The organism is Vibrio sp. sp1, from assembly GCF_016920955.1.
Lineage (GTDB): Bacteria > Pseudomonadota > Gammaproteobacteria > Enterobacterales > Vibrionaceae > Vibrio > Vibrio alginolyticus.
On the sequence record NZ_CP060589.1, the window covers coordinates 2,100,734 to 2,122,519 of the forward strand.

The window sequence follows — 21,786 nt, forward strand, 5'->3', positions numbered from 1 at the left end:
ATTATTGTAGAGGTTGTTATGGTACCTGTTGTAGCTCTAGTAGGGCGTCCGAACGTAGGTAAATCTACACTATTTAACCGATTGACTCGCACTCGTGACGCGTTGGTTGCGGACTTTCCAGGCCTAACGCGAGACCGTAAATATGGCCAGGCGAGACTTGGTGAAGAGCACGAATTCATTGTGATTGATACTGGTGGTATCGATGGCACAGAAGAAGGCGTGGAAACAAAGATGGCAGAACAGTCATTAGCCGCGATTGATGAGGCTGATGTTGTATTGTTCCTTGTTGACGGTCGTGCTGGTCTGACACCTTCAGATGAAGCAATTGCTGCGCATCTGCGTAAAATTGAAAAGCCAGCGATGCTGGTAGTAAACAAAATCGATGGTATTGATGCCGATGCGGCGTGTGCTGATTTTTGGCAGCTCGGCGTGGATGATATGTACCAGATTGCGGCTGCTCATGGCCGTGGTGTGACCGCTTTGCTTGAGCGTGCTTTATCTCCATTCTTTGATGATCTACTAACAAGTGAATCTGAAGAAGGTGAGATTGAAGACCTGACTGGATTCGAAGACGAAGAGCCTCTTGTTGAAGATTACACTGAAGAAGACGCAGAAGCTGAATTCAAACGCCTTCAAGAGCAGCCGATTAAGTTGGCGATCATCGGTCGTCCTAACGTAGGCAAATCGACACTGACTAACCGTATTCTGGGTGAAGAACGTGTGGTTGTATACGATATGCCTGGTACAACGCGCGATTCTATCTACATCCCGATGGAGCGTGATGGACGCGAATACGTACTAATTGATACCGCAGGTGTTCGTCGTCGTGGTCGTATCAATGAAACGGTTGAAAAGTTCTCTGTTGTTAAGACGCTGAAAGCGGTAGAAGATGCAAACGTCGTTCTACTGGTGATTGATGCACGTGAAAATATTTCAGACCAAGACCTAAGCTTGCTTGGTTTTGCACTGAATGCTGGCCGCTCAATTGTCATCGCCGTTAACAAGTGGGATGGTCTAGACAGTGACGTGAAAGAAAGCGTGAAGAAAGAACTGGACCGCCGTCTAGGATTCGTCGACTTCGCGCGTATCCACTTTATCTCTGCGCTGCACGGTACTGGCGTTGGTCACTTGTTTGAATCTATTCAAGAAGCATATAACTCGGCGACAACGCGTGTGGGTACGTCAGTACTGACGCGTATCATGAAGATGGCTGTGGATGATCACCAACCGCCAATGGTTCGTGGTCGTCGTATCAAACTCAAATACGCACACGCAGGTGGTTACAACCCACCGATCGTTGTTATCCACGGTAACATGGTTCGTGAATTGCCAGATTCGTATAAACGTTATCTGATGAACTACTTCCGTAAGTCTCTGGAAATTATGGGAACACCGATTCGCATTAACTTCCACAACAGTGATAACCCATACGAGAACCGTACGAATAAGCTTACGCTATCACAAGAGCGTAAACGCAAACGTATGATGTCGATGGTGAAAAACCGCAATAAATAATGAAATTCGAATACCCAAGTTTCTACTTGGGTATTTTTTTATCAAAAGTAATCGTAAAAATGACTATCACAGCAACAAAGACTCGTTTTTGTCATCAAACATGGCAATTAGAAGCACAAATACAGCTCGTTCAATCTACGGAAGAAGTGACTTACGTTATTACAGATGTCACGCCGTTCCATCCCGTTAGTCACATGTGGCCGGATCACCCTGCAGATAAAGGAACGTTGAAGGTGAATGGGTCTGAGCATGACGTAGTAGATTGCCAAGTTGGAGCAGTGGAGCAGGAGAGTGGTGCTTTGTATGTGGGTAGTGACATCCCTGTAAAGCGTGATGCTGAAGGTTGGGTGTTTGTCGTTGTGCATGTTTTATCACGTACGGAATCACTTGTTACTGATGATTTGGTGACATTGGCGGTAGATAAGGATTACCAACGCGCTTTGAGTCGAGGCCACACTGCAGGACACTTAGCGTATTTGGCGTTGAATAAAGTACTAGCGGAAGACTATTGGCGAAAAGACGCAGACCGCAAAGACCCACATGGTTATTATGACTTTAATAGCTATGCACAAGTTACGAGTTATGTTACTCCAGACAAGTGCCTCGATACGTACCGTTTAGGCAAAACACTCCGTAAAAGAGGATTAAACAGTGCAGATATGCTGAATGACCTCCAGGCGATTGCAAAAAAAGTGAATAGCCAACTTGTGGAATGGCTTCGACGAGATGCGATGATCACCATGGAATGCCACGGTGACAGATTAACGGATTCTCGCTATTGGAAGTGCGATTTAGGGGAAGGTCAATTAGCGGTAATCCCTTGTGGTGGAACGCATGCGAGCCATTTAAATGAGTTTGCTTTTATCCAAGTTAAACTCGTTAAGCTCGACGCTCAAACTATCGAAGTGCACACCAATGTAAACACTGCTTTTTGAATAAGATCTTTTTATTAAATTCTGATTTTTCGTTTAATTAAATCTTTTTAAGGTTTTTTATTCTTCCTTAAATTGGAATGCAGAATATGTAACTTATGCTTTCGGTGTGTGGTTATATAAATATTCTTTTAAGGGGTGATCGCTGATCAAGGAGTAAATATCAGACGATCAGTATAAGATCCTACGTATCAAGTATGGTTAACGCCTCGTGAAACTTGTTGGGGCGGTGATGAAGATCAACATACTTGTTCGTTATTTTGAGTAGCATGCGTTACTCGAAATTGCTTAGTTTAGAGAGAGGAACGGGATATGCAGCAGAACATTTGCCCGACTTGCAATGTCGAACTGGAATGGACAGGACAATACCATTGTGCACAGTGTGAATCGGATTTTAAAAAAGTAGGTTTTTGCCCTGATTGTGAGGCGGAGCTGGAGAAGCTGCAAGCATGCGGTGCTGCGAGTTACTTTTGTAATGTGTGTAATGAACTCAAATCAAAATCACGTGTCCGATTTGAGTTCCAGAAAATCAGTTAACCAGAGTTTGTATTCAGTTAACGGTAGAGCGAACGTCGCCTTCGGCTAATCGAGTAATCAATACATCTCCCGATTTTACATCTGAAGATTGAGTAATCACTTTACCTTGCTCAGTTTGAGTAATTGAGTAACCTCGTTTCAATGTCGCTAGTGGGCTGACGGTGTCTAATTTCTCTGCAGCAATCGCGAGTTGATGGCGCATAGTCAGTAATTTGCGATCCATTGCATCCATGAGCTTTTGCTCAACACGTTCTAGCTTCGACTTCTGCTCGGCAAGGCGTGTTACAGGAGAATTTAATTGCAGCCGATAATGTTGACGCTCGATTCGCTGTTGACGCAAGGCAATAAAACGACTCATCGCTCGCTGTAAGCGCATGTCCAACTCATCTAACTGTTGCGTCTGACGTTGCAAGCGATAGCTTGGGTGCTGTCTCTCTAGACGGTGCACTAATTGAGCAAATTGCTGCTTTTGTTGTGCTAGGTAGTAACGCATCGCGCTCGCTAACTTATGCTGGCGGGTAACTAAAGCTTGATCTTTGTGGCTGTTATCACGGCTTACTAGCTCAGCTGCTGCTGATGGAGTAGGCGCGCGTACGTCGGCGACAAAATCAGCTATTGTCACGTCGACTTCATGTCCAACGGCGCTAATTATAGGAATTTGGCTTGCTGCAATCGTGCGAGCTAATATCTCGTTGTTAAAGCACCATAAGTCTTCCAATGAACCACCACCTCGGCCCACAATTAGCACATCACATTCATCACGGCTGTTAGCGCGACCAATGGCTTGTGCGATTTGAATGGCTGCATCTTCACCTTGTACCACTGTCGGATAAATCACAACGGGTAGGGAAGGATCACGACGTTTCAATACGTCTAAGATATCGTAAAGCGCGGCACCAGTTTTCGATGTGATGACGCCAACACGTTTTGGGTGTTCAGGCAAAGGTTGCTTATTGGTTTGAGCGAACAACCCTTCTGCGGCAAGCTTCATTTTCAGCTCTTCAAACTCTTGCTGAAGACGGCCGTCACCTTCCGGTTGCATGCTTTCGATGATCAATTGGTAGTCACCGCGAGGCTCATAAAGAGAAAGACGAGCTTTTACTAGGACTTGATTACCGTTAGCGGGTTTGAAAGTAACGCGGCGATTGTTACCACGAAACATGGCACATTTAACTTGAGCGCGAGAGTCTTTAAGAGTGAGGTACCAGTGACCAGAGACAGGAGCTGAAAAGTTGGATATCTCTCCGACGAGCCAAACGATCCCCATTTCGTTTTCAAGGAGTAAACGAACTTCTGCGTTGAGACGAGAAACAGTAAAGATGTTTTGATTGGTCTTGGAGAGCACAGCTAATCTCTTAGACGTGAGTATGGAAATTAGCGGCAATATAATACATAGCAAGGGGGTAATTGCAAGAAAAAAATTAAAAAATTTGTGGTCAAGCGATTGCGTTAACCGTATAATCCCTCCGCAATATCTAATCCAAATGTAGCTTGTTGCTAACACAGGTTACCCTCATTATGCGAAACGATGAGATTGGATTGTTCTTTTTACTCCTCTAATTGTGAGATATTGCAAATGCTAAGAATTGCCAAAGAAGCGCTGACATTCGATGACGTACTACTTGTGCCAGCACACTCCACCGTTCTCCCAAACACAGCTGATCTTCGCACTCAGCTAACTAAGAACATCACCCTAAACATCCCAATGATTTCAGCGTCTATGGACACTGTTACTGAAGCTCGTCTAGCAATTGCGCTAGCGCAAGAGGGTGGCATTGGCTTTATCCACAAGAACATGTCTATTGAGCAGCAGGCAGCCGAAGTTCGTAAAGTTAAGAAGTTCGAAGCTGGTATGGTAACTGACGCGGTTACTGTAAACCCTGACGCGACCATCGCTGATGTTGTTGCACTCACTGAAAAGCATGGTTTTGCAGGTTTCCCTGTTGTCACTGAGAGCAATGAGCTTGTTGGTATTATCACTGGTCGTGACGTTCGTTTTGTGACGGACCTTTCTAAGAAAGTATCTTCAGTAATGACGCCAAAAGAGAAGTTGGCAGCAGTTAAAGAAGGTGCAACACGAGAAGAAGTGCAAGAGAAAATGCACGAAGCTCGTGTAGAGAAAGTATTGGTTGTGAATGATGAGTTCCAACTAACCGGTATGATTACTGCGAAAGACTTCCACAAAGCAGAACGTAAACCAAACGCATGTAAAGATGAGCGTGGTCGCCTACGTGTTGGCGCAGCCGTTGGTGCTGGCGCTGGTAACGAAGAGCGTGTTGCTGCTCTAGTTGAAGCAGGCGTTGACATTCTACTTATCGACTCTTCACACGGACATTCTGAAGGTGTACTAAACCGCATCCGCGAAACTCGCGCTGCTTACCCAGATCTAGACATCATCGGTGGTAACGTAGCAACAGGTGCTGGTGCTAAAGCACTAATCGAAGCTGGCGTAAGCGCAGTGAAAGTTGGTATCGGCCCTGGTTCTATCTGTACAACTCGTATTGTAACGGGTGTGGGAGTTCCACAAATCACTGCAATCGCAGATGCGGCAGAAGTGGCTAATGATTATGGTATTCCGGTTATTGCTGACGGTGGTATCCGTTTCTCAGGTGATATCTGTAAAGCAATCGTAGCTGGCGCATCATGTGTGATGGTTGGTTCTATGTTTGCTGGTACTGAAGAAGCGCCGGGTGAAGTGATTCTATACAATGGCCGTTCTTACAAGTCTTACCGCGGCATGGGTTCTCTTGGTGCTATGTCTCAAGGTTCTTCTGACCGTTACTTCCAGTCTGACAACGCAGCGGACAAGCTAGTACCAGAAGGCATTGAAGGTCGTATCGCATACAAAGGCCGTCTAAAAGAGATCGTACACCAACAAATGGGTGGTCTACGTTCAAGCATGGGTCTAACTGGTTCTGCAACTATCGAAGATATGCGTACGAAAGCTGAATTTGTACGTATCTCTGGTGCAGGTATGCAAGAGTCTCATGTACACGATGTTCAAATTACTAAGGAAGCGCCGAACTACCGTCTAGGGAACTAATTACCCAACGGAAACGTTTGCTTTTTCCTTGAAGCATTAAGAAGAGGCGAGTACACTCGCCTCGGTTTTAATCACTTAGCCTTAAAAAGACTGCTCAAAATGACTAAAAATATCCATGACCAACGTATTCTGATCTTGGACTTCGGTTCTCAGTACACTCAATTAGTAGCACGCCGCGTACGTGAAATCGGCGTTTACTGTGAACTATGGAGCTGGGATGTAGAAGAAGCGGATATTCGCGAATTCAACCCAGATGGCATTATCCTATCTGGCGGTCCAGAAAGCGTAACGGAAGAGAACTCTCCACGCGCGCCTCAATATGTGTTTGATTCTGGTGTTCCTTTGCTTGGCGTATGTTACGGCATGCAAACCATGGCGGAACAGCTAGGAGGCAAAGTAGCGGGCTCTAACGAACGTGAGTTTGGCTACGCTCAGGTTAAAGTTACTGGTGAATGTGCTCTATTTAAAGACCTTGAAGCAACTCAAGACGTTTGGATGAGCCATGGCGACAAAGTAGTAGAGATCCCAGCCGATTTCGTAAAAGTTGGTGAGACAGACACTTGTCCTTACGCTGCGATGGCGAATGAAGAGAAGAAATACTACGGTGTTCAGTTCCACCCAGAAGTGACACACACAAAAGGTGGCCTACAAATGCTTGAGAACTTTGTTCTTGGCGTATGTGGCTGTGAGCGTTTATGGACATCGGAATCTATCATCGAAGATGCGGTTGCTCGTATTAAAGAGCAAGTGGGTGACGACGAAGTTATCCTAGGTCTATCTGGTGGTGTTGATTCATCGGTAGTTGCGATGCTGGTTCACCGCGCAATCGGCGACAAGCTAACGTGTGTATTTGTTGATAACGGTCTACTTCGTCTAAACGAAGGTCAACAAGTTATGGATATGTTCGGCGACCAATTTGGTTTGAACATTATCAAAGTTGACGCTGAAGAACGCTTCCTCAAAGCACTTGAAGGCAAGTCTGACCCAGAAGAGAAGCGTAAGACTATCGGTCACGTATTCGTAGATGTATTCGATGAAGAGTCTAAGAAGCTGAAAAACGCGAAATGGCTAGCTCAAGGTACGATTTACCCTGATGTAATCGAGTCAGCTGCATCTAAGACTGGTAAAGCGCACGTGATCAAATCGCACCACAACGTGGGCGGTCTTCCAGATGACATGGAAATGGGTCTTGTTGAGCCACTACGTGAGCTGTTCAAAGATGAAGTACGTAAGATTGGTCTAGAGCTAGGCCTGCCTTATAACATGCTTTACCGCCACCCATTCCCAGGTCCAGGTCTAGGTGTTCGTGTTCTTGGTGAAATCAAGAAAGAATACTGTGACTTGCTACGTCGTGCTGATGCTATCTTTATTGAAGAGCTTCACGCTGCAGACCTATATGACAAAGTATCTCAAGCGTTCACGGTATTCCTACCAGTTCGTTCTGTTGGTGTAATGGGCGATGGCCGTAAGTACGATTGGGTTGTGTCTCTACGTGCGGTAGAAACTATCGACTTCATGACTGCTCATTGGGCACACCTACCATACGACTTCCTAGGTAAGGTTTCTAACCGTATTATCAACGAAGTTGATGGCATTTCTCGTGTTGTTTACGACATTTCTGGTAAGCCACCTGCGACAATCGAGTGGGAATAATCCCCCTTTAAGAAAGGTCTGGCATTAACAGGCACGAAATCATACTTAAGTCCGCGTAATTGCGGACTTTTTTTGTTTTTGGCTTAGTCATTTTTGGCAATGTCTGGCAACGCCAAGCACGGTTTGACCGTGGTATTTTGATGGGTATGATTCATCGGTAATGCCATGGATTACGCCCGATACCATGCTGAGTGTTTTTGATGGGGCATGGTATTAAATTTTTATATCTATCTGTTTTATAAAGATTAATCTCTAGTTTTTTAGAGGTTTTTCAGCATGGTATCAAACAATAATAATAGGTCGAAACATGCTGACTGATACCAAGCTACGCAATCTCAAACCCAAAGATAAACTTTACAAAGTCAATGACCGTGATGGCCTCTATGTTGCTGTGACCACTGCGGGCTCTATTTCTTTTCGCTACAATTACTCGATCAATGGTAGGCAAGAGACAATCACCTTTGGCCGCTACGGAGTAGGAGGTATCACGTTAGCAGAAGCGCGTGAGCGTCTCAATGAAGCGAAGAGAATGGTTACTGATGGAAAGTCACCGGCCAAAGAGAAAGCCCGTGCTAAGGCGAGAACCAAAGATGCTGAAACTTTTGGTGCCTGGGCTCAGAAATGGCTGCGTGGCTATCAGATGGCTGACTCTACCCGGGATATGCGTCGCTCAGTCTATGCCCGAGAGTTAGAGGGCAAATTTGGCAATCAGAAGCTGACAGAGATCACCCATGAAGATCTGCGAGCATTGACTGACGCGATAGTAGAGCGTGGCGCGCCCGCAACGGCTGTACATACGCGTGACATTGTACTCCAGGTGTATCGATGGGCGATTGAGAGAGGGCAGAAAGTTGAGAACCCGGCAGACCTAGTGAGGCCCGCAAGTATCGCGCGATTTGAACCAAGAGACCGAACGTTAACACCGGCTGAGATCGGTTTGATGTACCGCTACATGGAAAAAGTAGGAACGACGCCGTCGATTCGTGCCGCGGTAAAGTTACTGTTGCTGACTATGGTACGCAAAAGTGAGTTAACCAATGCGACTTGGAGCGAAATAAACTTTAGTGAAGCGTTGTGGACGATTCCGAAAGAGAGGATGAAACGACGTAACCCTCACCTGGTATTTTTGTCGCGCCAGGCGATGGACATTCTGATTGCCTTGAAGACATTTGCCGGTGGGTCTGATTACATTCTTCCTTCCCGTTATGACTCAGATGCCCCAATGAGTAGTGCAACGATGAATCGAGTATTGGCATTGACGTATAAAGCTGCTCAGAAAGATGGTCAGTCCTTAAGTAAGTTTGGGCCGCATGACCTGCGTCGAACTGCGAGCACTTTGCTGCATGAGGCTGGATACAACACGGATTGGATAGAAAAATGCCTGGCGCACGAACAGAAAGGGGTAAGGGCTGTTTACAACAAAGCCGAATACCGAGAACAGCGCGCGGCCATGTTGCAGGATTGGGCAGATATGATTGATGAGTGGACAATGAAAACATATTTATCTCATTGATTTGTATGTCACTTACTCTTTGCTAAGATGAGTTACTTTGCCGTATAAATTCAAGGTGAAAACTGTTATATTGAGCACTAAGTTTTTATAACTTAACCATTTTTTAAACGCATATGTTCTTAAAACAGACTTCGGCTAGAAAAATAAATGAATAGAACAGCATATTATAACTATATTGATGAAAAAATTCATACCTTAGCTTACAGAATCGAAACCAACGGTAAGCTAAATATGTTGCATTTGCATATGCACTCAGAAAGCTTCTACTTACATCTTTTGAATTTATTATACGGTTATGAACTTGAAAACCTCAACAAGGTTTTACAGAATGTTGAAGCTATTGACTTAATTGATCATAAAAACAAAATAATTATCCAAGTGTCTTCTACTTGCACAAAAAACAAAGTCGAGTCTGCTTTAGAAAAAGAAATAATAAAAAAATACTTAAGTTATAATTTTAAGTTTATTTCAATATCAAAAGATGCGTCAAATTTAAGGAAAAATAATTTTAAAAATCCACATGGAATTTCTTTTTCACCATCACGAGATATTATTGATATACCATCAATATTGAATGAGATTTTACAAAAAGATATAGCTGGACAAATGTCTGTTTATAATTTCATTAAAGGTGAGTTAGGCAATGGTGTTGATGTTGCGAAGTTAGACTCTAATCTTGCTATTATTATAAATATTCTAGCAAAAGAAAATTGGCATGGTAATGTGGGTGAGTCTACTATCAAACAGTTTGAAATAGAAAGAAAAATATCTCACAATGAATTAGATAGCGCTAAAGATTTGATAGAAGAATATAGCCTGTTCCATGGGAGAGTTGATTCTAAATATTCTGTTTTTGATAGTCAAGGTAGTAACAAAAGTAGTTCTGTTTTGGCGACAATTAAGAGAGAGTATATTAAGTCTAAGAAAGGAGCTTCTGATTCAGATGAAATATTCTTTAATGTCATTGAAGCGCTAAAGAATAAAGTTATTGAAAGTGCTAATTACAGTGAGATTCCTATAGATGAACTTGAGTTATGTATAGATATACTAGTTGTAGACGCATTTGTTAGATGTAAAATAATGGATAACCCGGAAGGATATAGTTATGCTGCTTCCTGATAATATTCATCCAGATAATAGTGTTTATTACAACGGAGCTATTGTTCTTAAAATTCTTCAAGAATATAAAAAAGTAGAGTTATTAGAACTTTATGAAAAAGTAAGAGAAGTAAAAACTATATCATTTCCATTGTTTATATTATGTCTAGATTGGTTATATTTGATTGATGTGGCGGTTTTAAACTCGGGTGACGTTGAATTATGTTTATAAAAAAAATTATTATAGCCACTCCATCTCATATTATTCGTGAGATACCTTTCCATAAGGGGTTAAATCTTGTTGTTGATGAGAGTGATGGTCAGGTAACTGGTAATAGTGTCGGAAAAACTACCGTATTGAAGTTGATTGATTTTTGTCTTGGAGCCAAGCCAAAAATCATATATGAAGACCCTGAGAATAGAAAAGAGATCTATTCACTAGTCAAAGACTACCTAGTGGATAATAATGTATCAATATTTCTCTATTTATCAGAAAATTTAGACGATGAGAACTCAAGAACAGTTGTTATAGAAAGGAATTTTCTCGCTAGAAGTAAAATTATAAGAAAAATAGATGGGGTTAAATATACCGAGAGCGAATTTGAAGATAAACTCACGGAAATATTTTTTCCTAGCCAAGTTGGGAAAAAACCAACATTTCGTCAAATTATATCACATAATATTCGCTATAGTGATCTCAGTGTATCTAATACATTAAAAACACTCGATAATTATACTAGTGATGCAGAATATGAAACTTTATATCTGTATTTATTAGGGTGTGATTTTTCTCAGGGAAGCTCTAAACAGAAGATTCTTCAAGATATACATCAAGAAAATGTGTTTAAAAATCGGTTGGAAAAAATACAAACAAAATCAGCGTACGAAGCTGCGCTTGCTATTGTTGAGACTGAAATTGATGAGTTAGACAGAAAAAAATCCTCATTAAACATTAACGAGAATTTTGAAAGAGATCTCAATAAACTAAACAAAGTTAGATATGAAATTAACCGTGTAAGTAATGATTTGGGTAACCTTAATTTAAGGAAAGATTTAATAGAAGAAACAAAATCAGAGTTATCTTCTACTGCTTCTTATATTGATCTATCTCAATTGGAATCAATATATAATCAAGCTTCTAATAATTTAGGTAAATTAAATAAGACTTTCGGTGAGTTAGTAAGTTACCATAATAAAATGGTGAATGAACGAATTTCTTATATTACAAAAGAACTTCCAATAATAGAAAGTAAAATAAAGTCAAAAAATCATGAATTAAATGATTTTTTGAAAGTGGAAAAAGATTTAGCAGAACTGGTGTCGAAGAGTTCCTCCTTTGAGGATCTTGAAGTGCTAATATCGAAACTTAATGATAAGTATCGTGATAAAGGCGAGTTTGAAAGTATTATAAGTCAATTGATAGAGGTTGAAGAAAATATACAAAATTATGAGTCACAATTAAGTGATATAGATAATGAATTGTTTTCTGATGAATTTGAGGCAGTGGTTAAACAGCAGGTTAACAGATTTAATAAGCATTTTTCAGCCACGTCCCAGAATCTCTATGGTGAGAAGTATGCTTTAAAATATGATAAAATAATAAATAAAAAAGGTCAGAGGTTATACAAGTTCTCTGCGTTTAATACTAATTTTAGCTCAGGAAAGAAACAGGGTGAAATTTCTTGTTTTGACATTGCTTATACTCTTTTTGCAGATGAAGAAAATATACCGTGTATGCATTTTTTATTAAATGATAAAAAAGAGCTAATGCATGATAATCAACTAGTAAAAATAGCTGATTTAGTTAATAAAAATAACGTTCAATTTGTTGCGTCAATTTTGAAAGATAAATTGCCAGATTCTCTAAATAATGAAGATTATTTTGTGGTAAAACTATCTGAGAGTGATAAATTATTTAGAATTGAATATTTAGAAGATTAAGTTTTTAACTATTGATATATACCCGTGATCATTGAAGATGCTTGATTTTCGATAGAATCAGGAGCATGCTACGAACCATGAAAATTACACTGACTCCTCAACAGAAACTGCAACTCGAACAAATGCACGACATTGAACGTGATAGTCGAGTTTGCGACCGTATTAAGGCTGTTTTGCTGGCTTCTGAAGGCTGGAGTCAGACTATGATTTCACAAGCTCTTCGTATTCATGAATCGACCGTTGCTCGTCATCTCAGCGACTACGTTCTTTCTGAAAAACTTAAGCCTGAAAATGGCGGAAGCCAAAGCAAGCTTTCTGCTACTCAAACCATGCACCTAATCGAGCATTTGACTGAGAAAACCTATTCTCATACGCATCAAATTGTCACTTACGTTAAAGAGACATTTGGACTGGATTACACGGTTTCTGGTATGAATAAATGGCTTCACCACAATGGTTTTAGCTACAAGCAACCGAAAGGCGTACCACACAAGTTTGATGAAGCACAACAGCAAGCATTTATAGAGGCTTATGAAGCGTTAAAGGCAAGCTGTGGCAAGGATGAATCGATAGTCTTTATCGACGCAGTTCACCCAACACTATCAACAAAAATATCTCATGGCTGGATACGAACTGGTCAGGATAAAGTGATTGAAACAACGGGTAATCGTAGCCGATTGAACATTATTGGCGCACTGAACTTGTCGGATATTGGAGCAACCATTGTTCACAACTATGAGAGCATTAACAGTGAATCGATTGTTCGCTTTTTCTGTGAGTTAAGAAAGAGTTATCCCTTAGCTCATAAGCTTCATATCATCTTGGATGGTGCGGGATATCACCGCAGTGACTTAGTCAAAGATGCGGCGTTTGTCCTGAATATTGAACTGCATTATCTTCCACCTTACAGTCCAAACCTCAACCCAATCGAGCGGCTATGGAAAGTAATGAATGAGAAGTCGAGGAACAACGTTTACTTCAAAAGAAAACGGGACTTCAAGGCGGCAATAGACCAATTTTTTGCAGTGACTCTTCCAGAGATCGCAGGCTCTTTGACATCTCGAATTAATGATAATTTTCAGGTTCTCAAGCCAGCATCTTCAAGTTGATTCGGTATAGTTACTAAGGATAAGATTAGTCGATGATCTTATCCTAACCTTACCTTCTAAGATTCTGACAGGTTTTGGATATTCATAGTTTAAACTCATCACGTATGGTTCCCAAGGCCTTAGACACAGCCTGGTTTGACAACGGCTTACCCGTGATCTTACCCAGCGTTATACCTATCTGTTTATTAGACATGTTTTGCCTACGAAGAACCAGCATGCGCTTTTTGTTGTCGGTCAGTCGAGAATCTACCATCTTTCGGGCTAAGTTGCGTAGTTCGGGCACATTAGTTGGATCCAGTGAAGAGTCCAGCATGAAGTGGTAAAAGTACTCATCAATTAATCTATCTCCGGACTTAGCGTTATGACGGTCTGGATGCGCGATTTGGCGTCGTAATCTCAAGACTTCTTGCTCAAATTGTTCTGCAGAGCGTTTGGCTTGCTTATATAGAGAATTCCAAGAACCATCATGAAGCTTGGGGCGATGGGGTAGACAGTAATTCGTACTCAGATCCGGCCGCTTTTTTTTCCCTTCTTTTTCATCATTGTCTTCAGCATTGTCATGATCATTGTTTTCTCTCTCAATATATCCGTGTTTTGTCCATGTGCGCATGAACTGTGAAAACTCTGTAGGGTTTCCACACAAGGCACACAGTCGTGTTTTTTTATCCGCTTTTAAACTGATATCAGGCGCTAGTTTTGATCTATTAGGTTTCTTTCCTTCACAAATCATAAACAATGATTTGAGCATATCTTGAGTCGATATGAATAGTATGTCTTGCTCTGTTTGGGAGCTCTTATCAACAAAGTCGCGTAAATAAAAGTGAATTTGGTCGGCCGTATAACGAAAACCTCTCAACTTGATGAGATCACTATAGTTACACTTTTCTCTTGAGATAGGGCAATAGGACAAATACTGGTTTGGAAGGCTACTCAAGTATTCCGATACCACGGGATCAATCACCTGTTTAATCAAGTTTATGATGCTGTGGCTTTTAGACTCTTCCGAGTATGAATGCCATTTCTCCCTAAAAATACGAATGGCATTTGCCACAGACTTGTCAGAATTCTCCCATACAGGGATATAAAACTGACCCAGTCGTTCTGACGCATCTACCTCAGTTTCAAATATTTTCATATCCAACTTTTTTGTCCAATGATTAATCTAATCTACAGGCAACTCCTGGCATTATCAACCCAAGAATGTTGAAAAGGAGAGGGTTATGAATCCATCAATGACAAACAAAACACTGATTAATCGCAAGACCTTACTCAGCATGATTCCTTTGTCTGATCGAACCATCTATAACCTGGAACAGCGTGGTGAGTTTCCTCGTCGTATTGTTCTGACCAGCCGAAGTGTTGCTTGGGACTTAGCTGAAGTGGAGAACTGGATAGAAGAAAAGCGCAGGTCTGCGTTAAAAGCCGCAAGACCCGGTTTTATTTGGTAAGTCTGAGTCCACATGACGCTTAAAGATGGAACGGATGTTCAGGCTAGGGGAACCACTCGGCAAAAAAGTGCCTCGGGTGCCAGCGGTAAGCTAGAGCTAAGCACGAAATATATTAACAACATCATAGCAATCCAGGAGTGCAGTGCTCAGGAGGCTAATGAACTCGGTTTTATCGCTCGGCTTTTGATTCAGGCGACCATACCGCATAGCAAACCCAAATCGAATGAGTGGAGTCGCAAGAATGGTAATTTCACAATGCACATGATGGCCCCCTCATCGGTAGGTTTGCCTTACGGTTGCTATGCACGTTTGCTTCTGGTTTGGGTAAGTACACAAGCGGTGAGAAATAAGTCAAGACTGGACAATGGTTTTATCACTGAACAGCAAGCGCGCAAGCTTGATCTGGGACACTCTCAAAGACGTTTTATGGAAGAGTTAGGGCTGCGTTCAACTGGCGGAAAAAGTGGGACTATAGGCCCATTTCGAGAACAGATGCGGCGGTTATTTAAAACGACGATTAGTGTCAGTTTTACAGAGCTAAACGATGAAAGTGGATATATTTGTGAAGATGAAACTGGAGCCAGAGTTGCTGATATTTCCCATATTTGGTGGAGTACGAAGCAGCCTGATCAAGATTCACTATGGGAATCTTGGGTGGAACTGTCGCCTAAGTTTTTTCAACTGATTACTGATAAACCTGTCCCTCTGGATATGAGAGTGTTGCGGTTGATTAAGCGTTCTCCGATGGCCTTAGACATATATTGCTGGGCGACTTATCGGGTGAGTTACTTAAAGAGAGCAACAATTATCCCGTGGTCAGGTTTGATGGAACAATTGGGCTCTAATTACGCCAATGTAAAAAGCTTTAGACGACGGTTTAATGATGGACTTGAAAAGGTGTTGCAGGCATGGCCAGAGCTAGATGCTACTCCAACTGAAAAAGGGCTACTTTTGAAACCAAGTGCTCCACAAGTACCTCGACGGACAAAACGATAGAGTGAGCGGGGTTATGTAGCGTGATGAAACAGATTGTATTCACCATTCTTGGCGTTAATAAGCCTGGGTATTTAGAAAGTTATCCACGCATGTTCTGTCCCGCTTTAAAGGGGATATTTTGCGCATGTTCTGTCCCGGCTTACGCATGTTTTGTCCCAGAGTGCGCATGTTCTGTCCCGCGAAGTGCCAAAAAGTTTTTTAATAACAGGTAGTTGTAGAGTCCCCTATAGTACTTTCCTGTAGGTATACCTATATAGAAAATAAACCTGTAGTTGAATAAACAAGTATTGTGGATAACTTTGATAAATAAGTTGCTCAAAACTGTCAATGAAATCAATTTTTGGAAATTTATTTTATTTTAACTATGTGAAAATAAAGTAATTGTTATTTTTGTTATCTTGGTTTTTAAACATTTATTGACACTTGAGGGGCGGTAAAATACGAAGGCTTTGAATTTAGCCTAGAGCGGAAAGTCTTAGGAAAGCTGTGCTTTTCTGTGTCGTGATATTTAGTAAAGTCAATAAACATAAATCGCTGTAAGACCGCTATTTTAGCGCTATTGAATCACTATAGGTGCGCTGTCATACCGCTATAAGCATTGGACTTATCGTGTAAACATGGTTTACACGGGAATAAACAGTTAAATGCAGAGAAATGCACAAGGGCATGCATAACTTTCCGTGATAAAACCAAGGTTGAAATGCGGGCAGGATGTGTGAAGTAGGCCCTCCATGCAAGCATGGCGAAGCCTCTTCACTTATGACTTATTCGCACCTTCGGTACTCAACGTTGATCCTGCCCTGCGGGGCCTGAAAGAGGAGACAAACATGGCGAACAATACGAACAAGAGCACTAGAAAGAACAGCCCACCGATTAAGGTTTACTGTCTGCCAGAAGAACGTGCGCTAATCGAATCCATGTCAGCACAGGCAGGGCTCAGTACTTCGACCTATTTGCGTGAAGTAGGCCAAGGTTATCGCATTCAAGGAGTTACTGATGTTGAACAGGTACGCGAACTGGTAAGAGTGAATGGTGACTTAGGGCGTTTGGGTGGTTTGCTTAAGTTATGGCTTAGTAATGATGCCAAGGTGGCACATGTTGGGGCCAATACGATCTTGGCAGTGCTTAATCGTATCGAGGCGACGCAAGATCAAATGAGTTCACTTATGGAGTCTATTCTTCGCCCGAGGGCGGACCAATGATCGCCAAGCATGTACCGATGCGTTCTCAGGGGAAATCTGACTTTGCAGGCTTGGTGAATTACATCACCGATCACCAGAGCAAAGAACATCGACTTGGTAGCGTTCGTTTAAATAACTGTGAAGCGGAAACCGTGCGCGATGCGATCAGTGAGGTGTTGGCGACTCAGTTTGCGAACACCCGAGCGAAGAGTGATAAAACCTATCATCTGATAGTGAGCTTCCCAAGTGGCGAACAGTTAGAAGCAAATACCTTGGCCGCGATAGAAGAGCGCATTTGCCAAGGGTTGGGTTATGGCGAGCATCAGCGTGTCAGTGCTGTACACAACGATACGGACAATCAACATATCCATATCGCAATTAACAAGATTCACCCTACTCGCAACACAATCCATGAGCCGTACTACCCGCATAAGAAGCTAGCGGAAATGTGCGAGGCCATCGAGCAGGACTTTGGTTTGCAGCCGGATAATCATATACCGCGCAAGCGCGGGGCCGAATCACGTGCGATGGATATGGAGCGGCATTCGGGTATTGAAAGCTTAGTGGGTTGGGTGAAGCGCGAATGCATGGACGAGATTAAATCAGCCAATAGCTGGCAGGCGTTGCACCAGGTCATGCAGGACAATGGTTTGCAGTTAAGAACCAGAGGAAATGGTCTAGTGATCGTTGCCGACGGTGAAGCGATCATCAAAGCGAGCACCTTGGGACGTGAGTTTTCTAAACCCAAACTCGAAGCGCGCCTTGGTCCCTTTGAAGCGACTGCATCGGATTCTGTTAAGCCGAGCCGCCAATATACACACCGACCTGTTCGCTTGAAGGTGAATACCACCGAGCTATATGCCCGTTATCAAGCAGAGCAGAAACGTGCCGCAGCGAGTAAGTCGCAAGCCCTTGAACAGGCTCGTCGTGATAAAGATCGACAGGTTGAAAACGCCAAGAGGAAAGGGCGTGGCCGTCGCGCAGCGATTAAGTTAACCGGTAGTAATAAGCTTACTAAAAAGCTTTTGTACAAACAGGCCAGCGATGCATTGAAAAGCGATCTTGAGCGCATTCACAAGCGTTACCAAGAGCAACGGCAAACGATATATCAAAGCAATAAACGCCAAGCCTGGGCGGATTGGTTAAAGAGCCAGGCATTGCAGGGAGATAGAGAAGCCCTCAAAGCGCTACGTAGCCGAGAGGCTGCACAAAAGCTTAAAGGCAATACCCTCAAAGGAGATGCCGTTCAGGCCGAGCCCAAAGCAACGGTCGATACGATTACGAAAAAAGGCACCATTATTTATCGAGTAGGTAACAGCGCTGTGCGTGATGATGGTGAGCGTCTACAAGTGTCGACGGCTTCCAACCAAACCAGTGTCTTAGCTGCGCTAAAGGTAGCAATGGATCGTTACGGTAATCGTATTTCCGTGAATGGTTCGCCTGAGTTTAAGGCGCGAGTAATCAAGGCGGCGGTAGATGGCAATCTGTCTATCAAATTTGCCGATCAAGGACTAGAACGCCGTCGTCAGGCATTAATGGCCCAGAATAAAAGGGCCAAGCGGTCTGATAAGCCTGGCGTGTTACCGATTGGCAAAGTGCCACCTTCACGCCGTGGCTGGTTGCAGAATCTATCTCAGTTAGAGGTTTTAGCTATTCAGTCAGCCCCTGTAACTGAAAAAGCGGTGGTCATGCCAGCATTAGAGCAGCGTAAAGCCAAGCTGCAAGCTGAGCAGGCAGCTAAAAAAGCGAAACGACAACATAAGAGCCGATCACGTTGATGTGATGGCAAAGGAATCGACGGAAGCCCTAACCGCTTCGGTTGGTAATGACACCGATGTTTAACCCTATTTGACCGCGCGTTTAACGGTGTCGCGCTGGTCGGGCGCCGAGATAGTAAGTGGCGAGCTAGCTCTGTACAGGCCCACATTCACCGCTGGTAACGGCAGGAGTAGAGATCAAGTTTCTACAGGTTGGTGAATGCAACTTTTAGTCATAACAACTAAGAGTAATTAACCATGCTAAAACGAAAAATTTTAGCGGCTAAAATTCCCGTGCTCGCCATTTACTTGGCGTTAAACATTTCTAATCCCGCTCATGCTGGTATTCCGGTTGCTGATGGTACGAATCTAGTTCAGAACATCATGTCGGCAATGGAAGCTGTTACACAGACTGCTAAACAAATTCAGCAGTATCAAACCCAGTTGCAGCAGTACGAAAATATGCTGCAAAACTCGATGGCCCCGGCTTCTTATATTTGGGACCAGGCGCAGCGCACCATCAACGATCTGAACCAGGCGACCAACACGCTCGCCTATTACCAGAACCAGCTTGGCAGCCTCGATGCTTACCTAGGCAAGTTCCAGGACGTGGCCTATTACCGCAGTTCGCCTTGCTTCTCGTCAGTGGGGTGCAGTGATGCTGAACGAGCCGCAATGACCGAGAACCGGCGCCTTGCGTCTGAATCGCAGAAAAAGGCCAATGACGCGCTGTTTAGGAGTCTGGAACAGCAGCAAGATAACTTAGAAGCCGATGCCCGTCAGCTTAACCGTCTGCAATCTGGTGCTCAGAGCGCGGACGGCCAACTGGCTGCGCTTGGTTATGCCAACCAGCTTGCTAGCAACCAAGCTAACCAGCTCCTGCAAATCCGTAGCCTGCTGATTGCTCAGCAGAATGCCGTTGGCACGAGAATGCAGGCAGATGCTGACCGAGAAGCGCAATATCAAGCGTCCCGTGAAAGGTTGTTCGATATGGGTGAACCAACCGACCGTTCAGAAAACAGGGGGTTTTAATTATGAAAAATATCACACGAGTTTTTATCGTTAGTGCGTTGGTCTCTTTTGTCCTGGTAGGGTGCGGTGAAGATGACGGGCCCAAGCCTGCAACGATCAACTGTGACAACCCAAACCTAACGAAAGAGCAGAAGGAAGAAGGACATTGCTTTTGGGATATGGGCGAACCCACTGACCGCTCCAAGAACAAGGGATTCTAATCATGAGCAAGGTATTCATTCGACTTCTCATGCTCCTAGCTTTTTTATTGACTTCACAAACTGCATCAGCGGCCATTGAGCCTAATGGTGTCTTGGATGAAGTGGCCGTACGTTTCATGACGGCCAGTGCTACTTGGGGCACGGTAATTACAAACTATGCCGCCTGGCTGTTCTGGACGCTGGGCACTATATCCCTTGTTTGGACTGGCGGGACCTTAATCCTTAAACAAGCGGATATAAGGGAGTTTTTTGCCGAGTTCGTGCGCTTCATCTTGACGTTTGGTTTCTTTCTCTGGTTACTCAGAAACGGCCCAGACTTTGCCACGTCAATTATCGATTCATTGAGAACGATCGGTGCTCAAGCCGGTGGCCTTTCGAGAGACCTAACCCCGTCAGAGCCTATTAGTATTGCGTTCGACATTATTGTGAAAGCTGGTAAGTCATACAGCATCACCAGCCCGATAGATAACTTGTCTATCTTCTTAATCACGTTGGCAATTTTGGCGTGTATGGCGGTAGTGGCGGCCAATGTGTTGTTGGCCTTGGTGACGGCTTGGATATTAGTCTATGCCGGTGTTTTCGTGCTGGGGTTTGGTGGTTCGCGTTGGACTTCGGATATAGCAATCAACTACTTCAAAAGCGTATTAGGCGTTGCTTTGAAGTTGATGACAATGACGTTGCTTATTGGCATTGCCATGTCGATCATGGATGGTTTCTATGCCGATCTATCCAATGATGCTCCCATGCGTGAATTGTTGGTGATCTTTGTCGTTTCACTGGTTCTCGTGATGCTCATTCACTCGGTTCCCAATGTGGTCGCTAGCCTGGTTCCTGGAGGCGGCGCGGCGGCAGGTGCTGGCAGCATCAGTGTCGGTGCGATGGCCGGAGCGGCTGTTGCCACTGGTGGTATGGCTGCCGGTGCCGCAATGGCTACCGCCGGCGGTGCGTCTGCTATTCAGGCTGCATTTGCAAAAGCGGGTGAGAACGTAGCGAATAATACTGACGTTATGTCGAGCCTGGGCGGTGCATTTAGTGGCAGTGGCGATTCTGATGAGGCTGGCTCCTTCTCTCAAGCTTCCGGTCAATCTTCTGGCGGCGGCTTTAAAGGTAGCGCTGTAAAAGCGGGGCGTATTGCAGCGGATACCGGTGCGAATTTGATGAAGGGAATGGGTGATATGGCCGGGGATAGAATCAGCGGCACTACCGGAGGTCGTCTAGCTAGTTCGATCCGAAACAGTACGAAAGATAACGGAGATGATGACGATAAGGAGGGCGACTGACGACGCTTCCCCTGCATTTGACAACGATAGCTTAGGCGGTGGCGGCACTGGCTGGATGAATCAAACCGGCGGCTTTGATGACCTATCCAGTGAGGACCAGGAAGAAGCCCGTCAAGCACACGCAGAATGGCAAGAGCGCGATCCGGAAAAGCACACCTTCGATGTTGAGGACTACGTTTCATATGCCCAGGAACGCCAGCAGGAGCGTAACGAAGAGGTTGCCAGCTTTGTTAAAAAAGGTCGCATGGCCTAACTAAATAAGGATTACTGATTATGGAGTTTAACTTTCCACCTCAAAACCTTGCGGAGGTATTTGGTTTCTTCGCAGTGATGTTCATTGTGATGCTTGCTTTCTATTTTTTTGGACAGTGGCTACACAGCATCGGACACGGTCCGAAGTTGAAAGCCATTGCCGACAAAATGGAGGTTTTCCAAAACAGGTTGGCCGGGCGTGCTTACAAGGACATGACGAGATCGGTCGATCAAATCGACAAAATGAGACGTTGGCCATTTGGCCGACGCAAGTAGTTAGAAAGCACACGTGCCGGTGA

General features: G+C 43.7%; 21 protein-coding genes. 19 read left to right on the forward strand and 2 right to left on the reverse strand.

What is annotated here, in order from left to right; translation table 11 throughout:
* The first annotated feature begins 18 nt into the window (after nt 1-18).
* The 3 genes from der to H9L11_RS09895 all read left to right on the forward strand — a co-directional run bounded on the left by der (nt 19) and on the right by H9L11_RS09895 (nt 2,984).
* On the forward strand, nt 19-1,515 hold the full coding sequence (gene der / locus H9L11_RS09885; RefSeq protein WP_017820569.1) for a ribosome biogenesis GTPase Der: 1,497 nt from the start codon (nt 19-21) through the stop codon (nt 1,513-1,515).
* 59 nt (nt 1,516-1,574) lie between these two features.
* Nucleotides 1,575-2,450: an alanyl-tRNA editing protein gene (locus H9L11_RS09890; protein ID WP_205390724.1), complete on the forward strand. Its 876-nt coding sequence runs from the start codon at nt 1,575-1,577 to the stop codon at nt 2,448-2,450.
* 309 nt (nt 2,451-2,759) lie between these two features.
* Nucleotides 2,760-2,984: a zinc ribbon domain-containing protein gene (locus H9L11_RS09895; protein WP_012842112.1), complete on the forward strand. Its 225-nt coding sequence runs from the start codon at nt 2,760-2,762 to the stop codon at nt 2,982-2,984.
* A 13-nt stretch (nt 2,985-2,997) separates the two neighbouring features.
* Here H9L11_RS09895 and xseA read toward each other — a convergent pair whose 3' ends face one another.
* Nucleotides 2,998-4,329, reverse strand: a complete 1,332-nt coding sequence (gene xseA / locus H9L11_RS09900) for an exodeoxyribonuclease VII large subunit (RefSeq protein ID WP_205390725.1) — start codon at nt 4,327-4,329, stop codon at nt 2,998-3,000.
* Nucleotides 4,330-4,560: 231 nt separating this feature from the next.
* Here xseA and guaB point away from each other — a divergent pair, with 231 nt between their 5' ends.
* From guaB to H9L11_RS09935, 7 genes are all read left to right on the forward strand, one after another.
* Nucleotides 4,561-6,027: an IMP dehydrogenase gene (gene guaB, locus H9L11_RS09905; protein WP_017633908.1), complete on the forward strand. Its 1,467-nt coding sequence runs from the start codon at nt 4,561-4,563 to the stop codon at nt 6,025-6,027.
* Nucleotides 6,028-6,126: 99 nt separating this feature from the next.
* Nucleotides 6,127-7,680 (forward strand): glutamine-hydrolyzing GMP synthase, encoded by a 1,554-nt coding sequence (guaA, locus tag H9L11_RS09910; RefSeq protein ID WP_205390726.1) that lies wholly within the window; start codon nt 6,127-6,129, stop codon nt 7,678-7,680.
* Between the two features lie 307 nt (nt 7,681-7,987).
* Nucleotides 7,988-9,193: a site-specific integrase gene (locus tag H9L11_RS09915; protein WP_000954584.1), complete on the forward strand. Its 1,206-nt coding sequence runs from the start codon at nt 7,988-7,990 to the stop codon at nt 9,191-9,193.
* A 147-nt stretch (nt 9,194-9,340) separates the two neighbouring features.
* Complete coding sequence (locus tag H9L11_RS09920) at nt 9,341-10,312, forward strand: ABC-three component system protein (protein ID WP_205390727.1); 972 nt, start codon at nt 9,341-9,343, stop codon at nt 10,310-10,312.
* On the forward strand, nt 10,299-10,523 hold the full coding sequence (locus H9L11_RS09925; RefSeq protein ID WP_000926259.1) for an ABC-three component system middle component 6: 225 nt from the start codon (nt 10,299-10,301) through the stop codon (nt 10,521-10,523). The genes H9L11_RS09920 and H9L11_RS09925 overlap by 14 nt, the downstream gene beginning before the upstream one ends.
* Entirely contained in the window at nt 10,514-12,232 is a 1,719-nt protein-coding gene (locus tag H9L11_RS09930; RefSeq protein WP_001985907.1) for a DUF2326 domain-containing protein, read from the forward strand. Before H9L11_RS09925 ends, H9L11_RS09930 begins: the two co-directional genes overlap by 10 nt.
* Nucleotides 12,233-12,309: 77 nt before the next feature.
* Nucleotides 12,310-13,341, forward strand: a complete 1,032-nt coding sequence (locus H9L11_RS09935) for an IS630 family transposase (protein WP_001927356.1) — start codon at nt 12,310-12,312, stop codon at nt 13,339-13,341.
* 82 nt (nt 13,342-13,423) lie between these two features.
* Here the strand turns inward: H9L11_RS09935 and H9L11_RS09940 are convergent, their stop codons facing one another.
* The gene (locus tag H9L11_RS09940) at nt 13,424-14,476 is read right to left on the reverse strand and encodes a hypothetical protein (protein ID WP_000688182.1); all 1,053 of its coding nucleotides are present in this window, start codon (nt 14,474-14,476) and stop codon (nt 13,424-13,426) included.
* Between the two features lie 97 nt (nt 14,477-14,573).
* Here H9L11_RS09940 and H9L11_RS09945 point away from each other — a divergent pair, with 97 nt between their 5' ends.
* The 9 genes from H9L11_RS09945 (at nt 14,574) to H9L11_RS09980 (ending at nt 21,763) form a co-directional block, all read left to right on the forward strand.
* Nucleotides 14,574-14,789, forward strand: coding sequence for an AlpA family phage regulatory protein (locus H9L11_RS09945; protein ID WP_197712036.1), 216 nt, complete (start codon nt 14,574-14,576; stop codon nt 14,787-14,789).
* A 12-nt stretch (nt 14,790-14,801) separates the two neighbouring features.
* On the forward strand, nt 14,802-15,785 hold the full coding sequence (locus tag H9L11_RS09950; RefSeq protein ID WP_000172712.1) for a replication protein RepA: 984 nt from the start codon (nt 14,802-14,804) through the stop codon (nt 15,783-15,785).
* A gap of 827 nt (nt 15,786-16,612) precedes the next feature.
* Nucleotides 16,613-16,987 (forward strand): conjugal transfer transcriptional regulator TraJ, encoded by a 375-nt coding sequence (gene traJ, locus H9L11_RS09955; RefSeq protein WP_001985910.1) that lies wholly within the window; start codon nt 16,613-16,615, stop codon nt 16,985-16,987.
* A complete protein-coding gene (gene traI, locus H9L11_RS09960) occupies nt 16,984-18,744 on the forward strand; it encodes a TraI/MobA(P) family conjugative relaxase (RefSeq protein WP_000560769.1) in 1,761 nt (586 codons plus the stop codon). The genes traJ and traI overlap by 4 nt, the downstream gene beginning before the upstream one ends.
* 237 nt (nt 18,745-18,981) lie before the next feature.
* Nucleotides 18,982-19,755 (forward strand): P-type conjugative transfer protein TrbJ, encoded by a 774-nt coding sequence (trbJ, locus tag H9L11_RS09965; protein ID WP_032476924.1) that lies wholly within the window; start codon nt 18,982-18,984, stop codon nt 19,753-19,755.
* Between the two features lie 2 nt (nt 19,756-19,757).
* Nucleotides 19,758-19,955: a hypothetical protein gene (locus H9L11_RS09970; protein WP_000790454.1), complete on the forward strand. Its 198-nt coding sequence runs from the start codon at nt 19,758-19,760 to the stop codon at nt 19,953-19,955.
* 2 nt (nt 19,956-19,957) lie between these two features.
* Nucleotides 19,958-21,235 (forward strand): P-type conjugative transfer protein TrbL, encoded by a 1,278-nt coding sequence (gene trbL, locus H9L11_RS09975; RefSeq protein WP_001985912.1) that lies wholly within the window; start codon nt 19,958-19,960, stop codon nt 21,233-21,235.
* 55 nt (nt 21,236-21,290) lie between these two features.
* A complete protein-coding gene (locus H9L11_RS23525; RefSeq protein ID WP_001927369.1) occupies nt 21,291-21,488 on the forward strand; it encodes a hypothetical protein in 198 nt (65 codons plus the stop codon).
* Nucleotides 21,489-21,508: 20 nt separating this feature from the next.
* Nucleotides 21,509-21,763, forward strand: a complete 255-nt coding sequence (locus H9L11_RS09980) for a hypothetical protein (protein WP_000395517.1) — start codon at nt 21,509-21,511, stop codon at nt 21,761-21,763.
* Nucleotides 21,764-21,786: the final 23 nt, after the last annotated feature.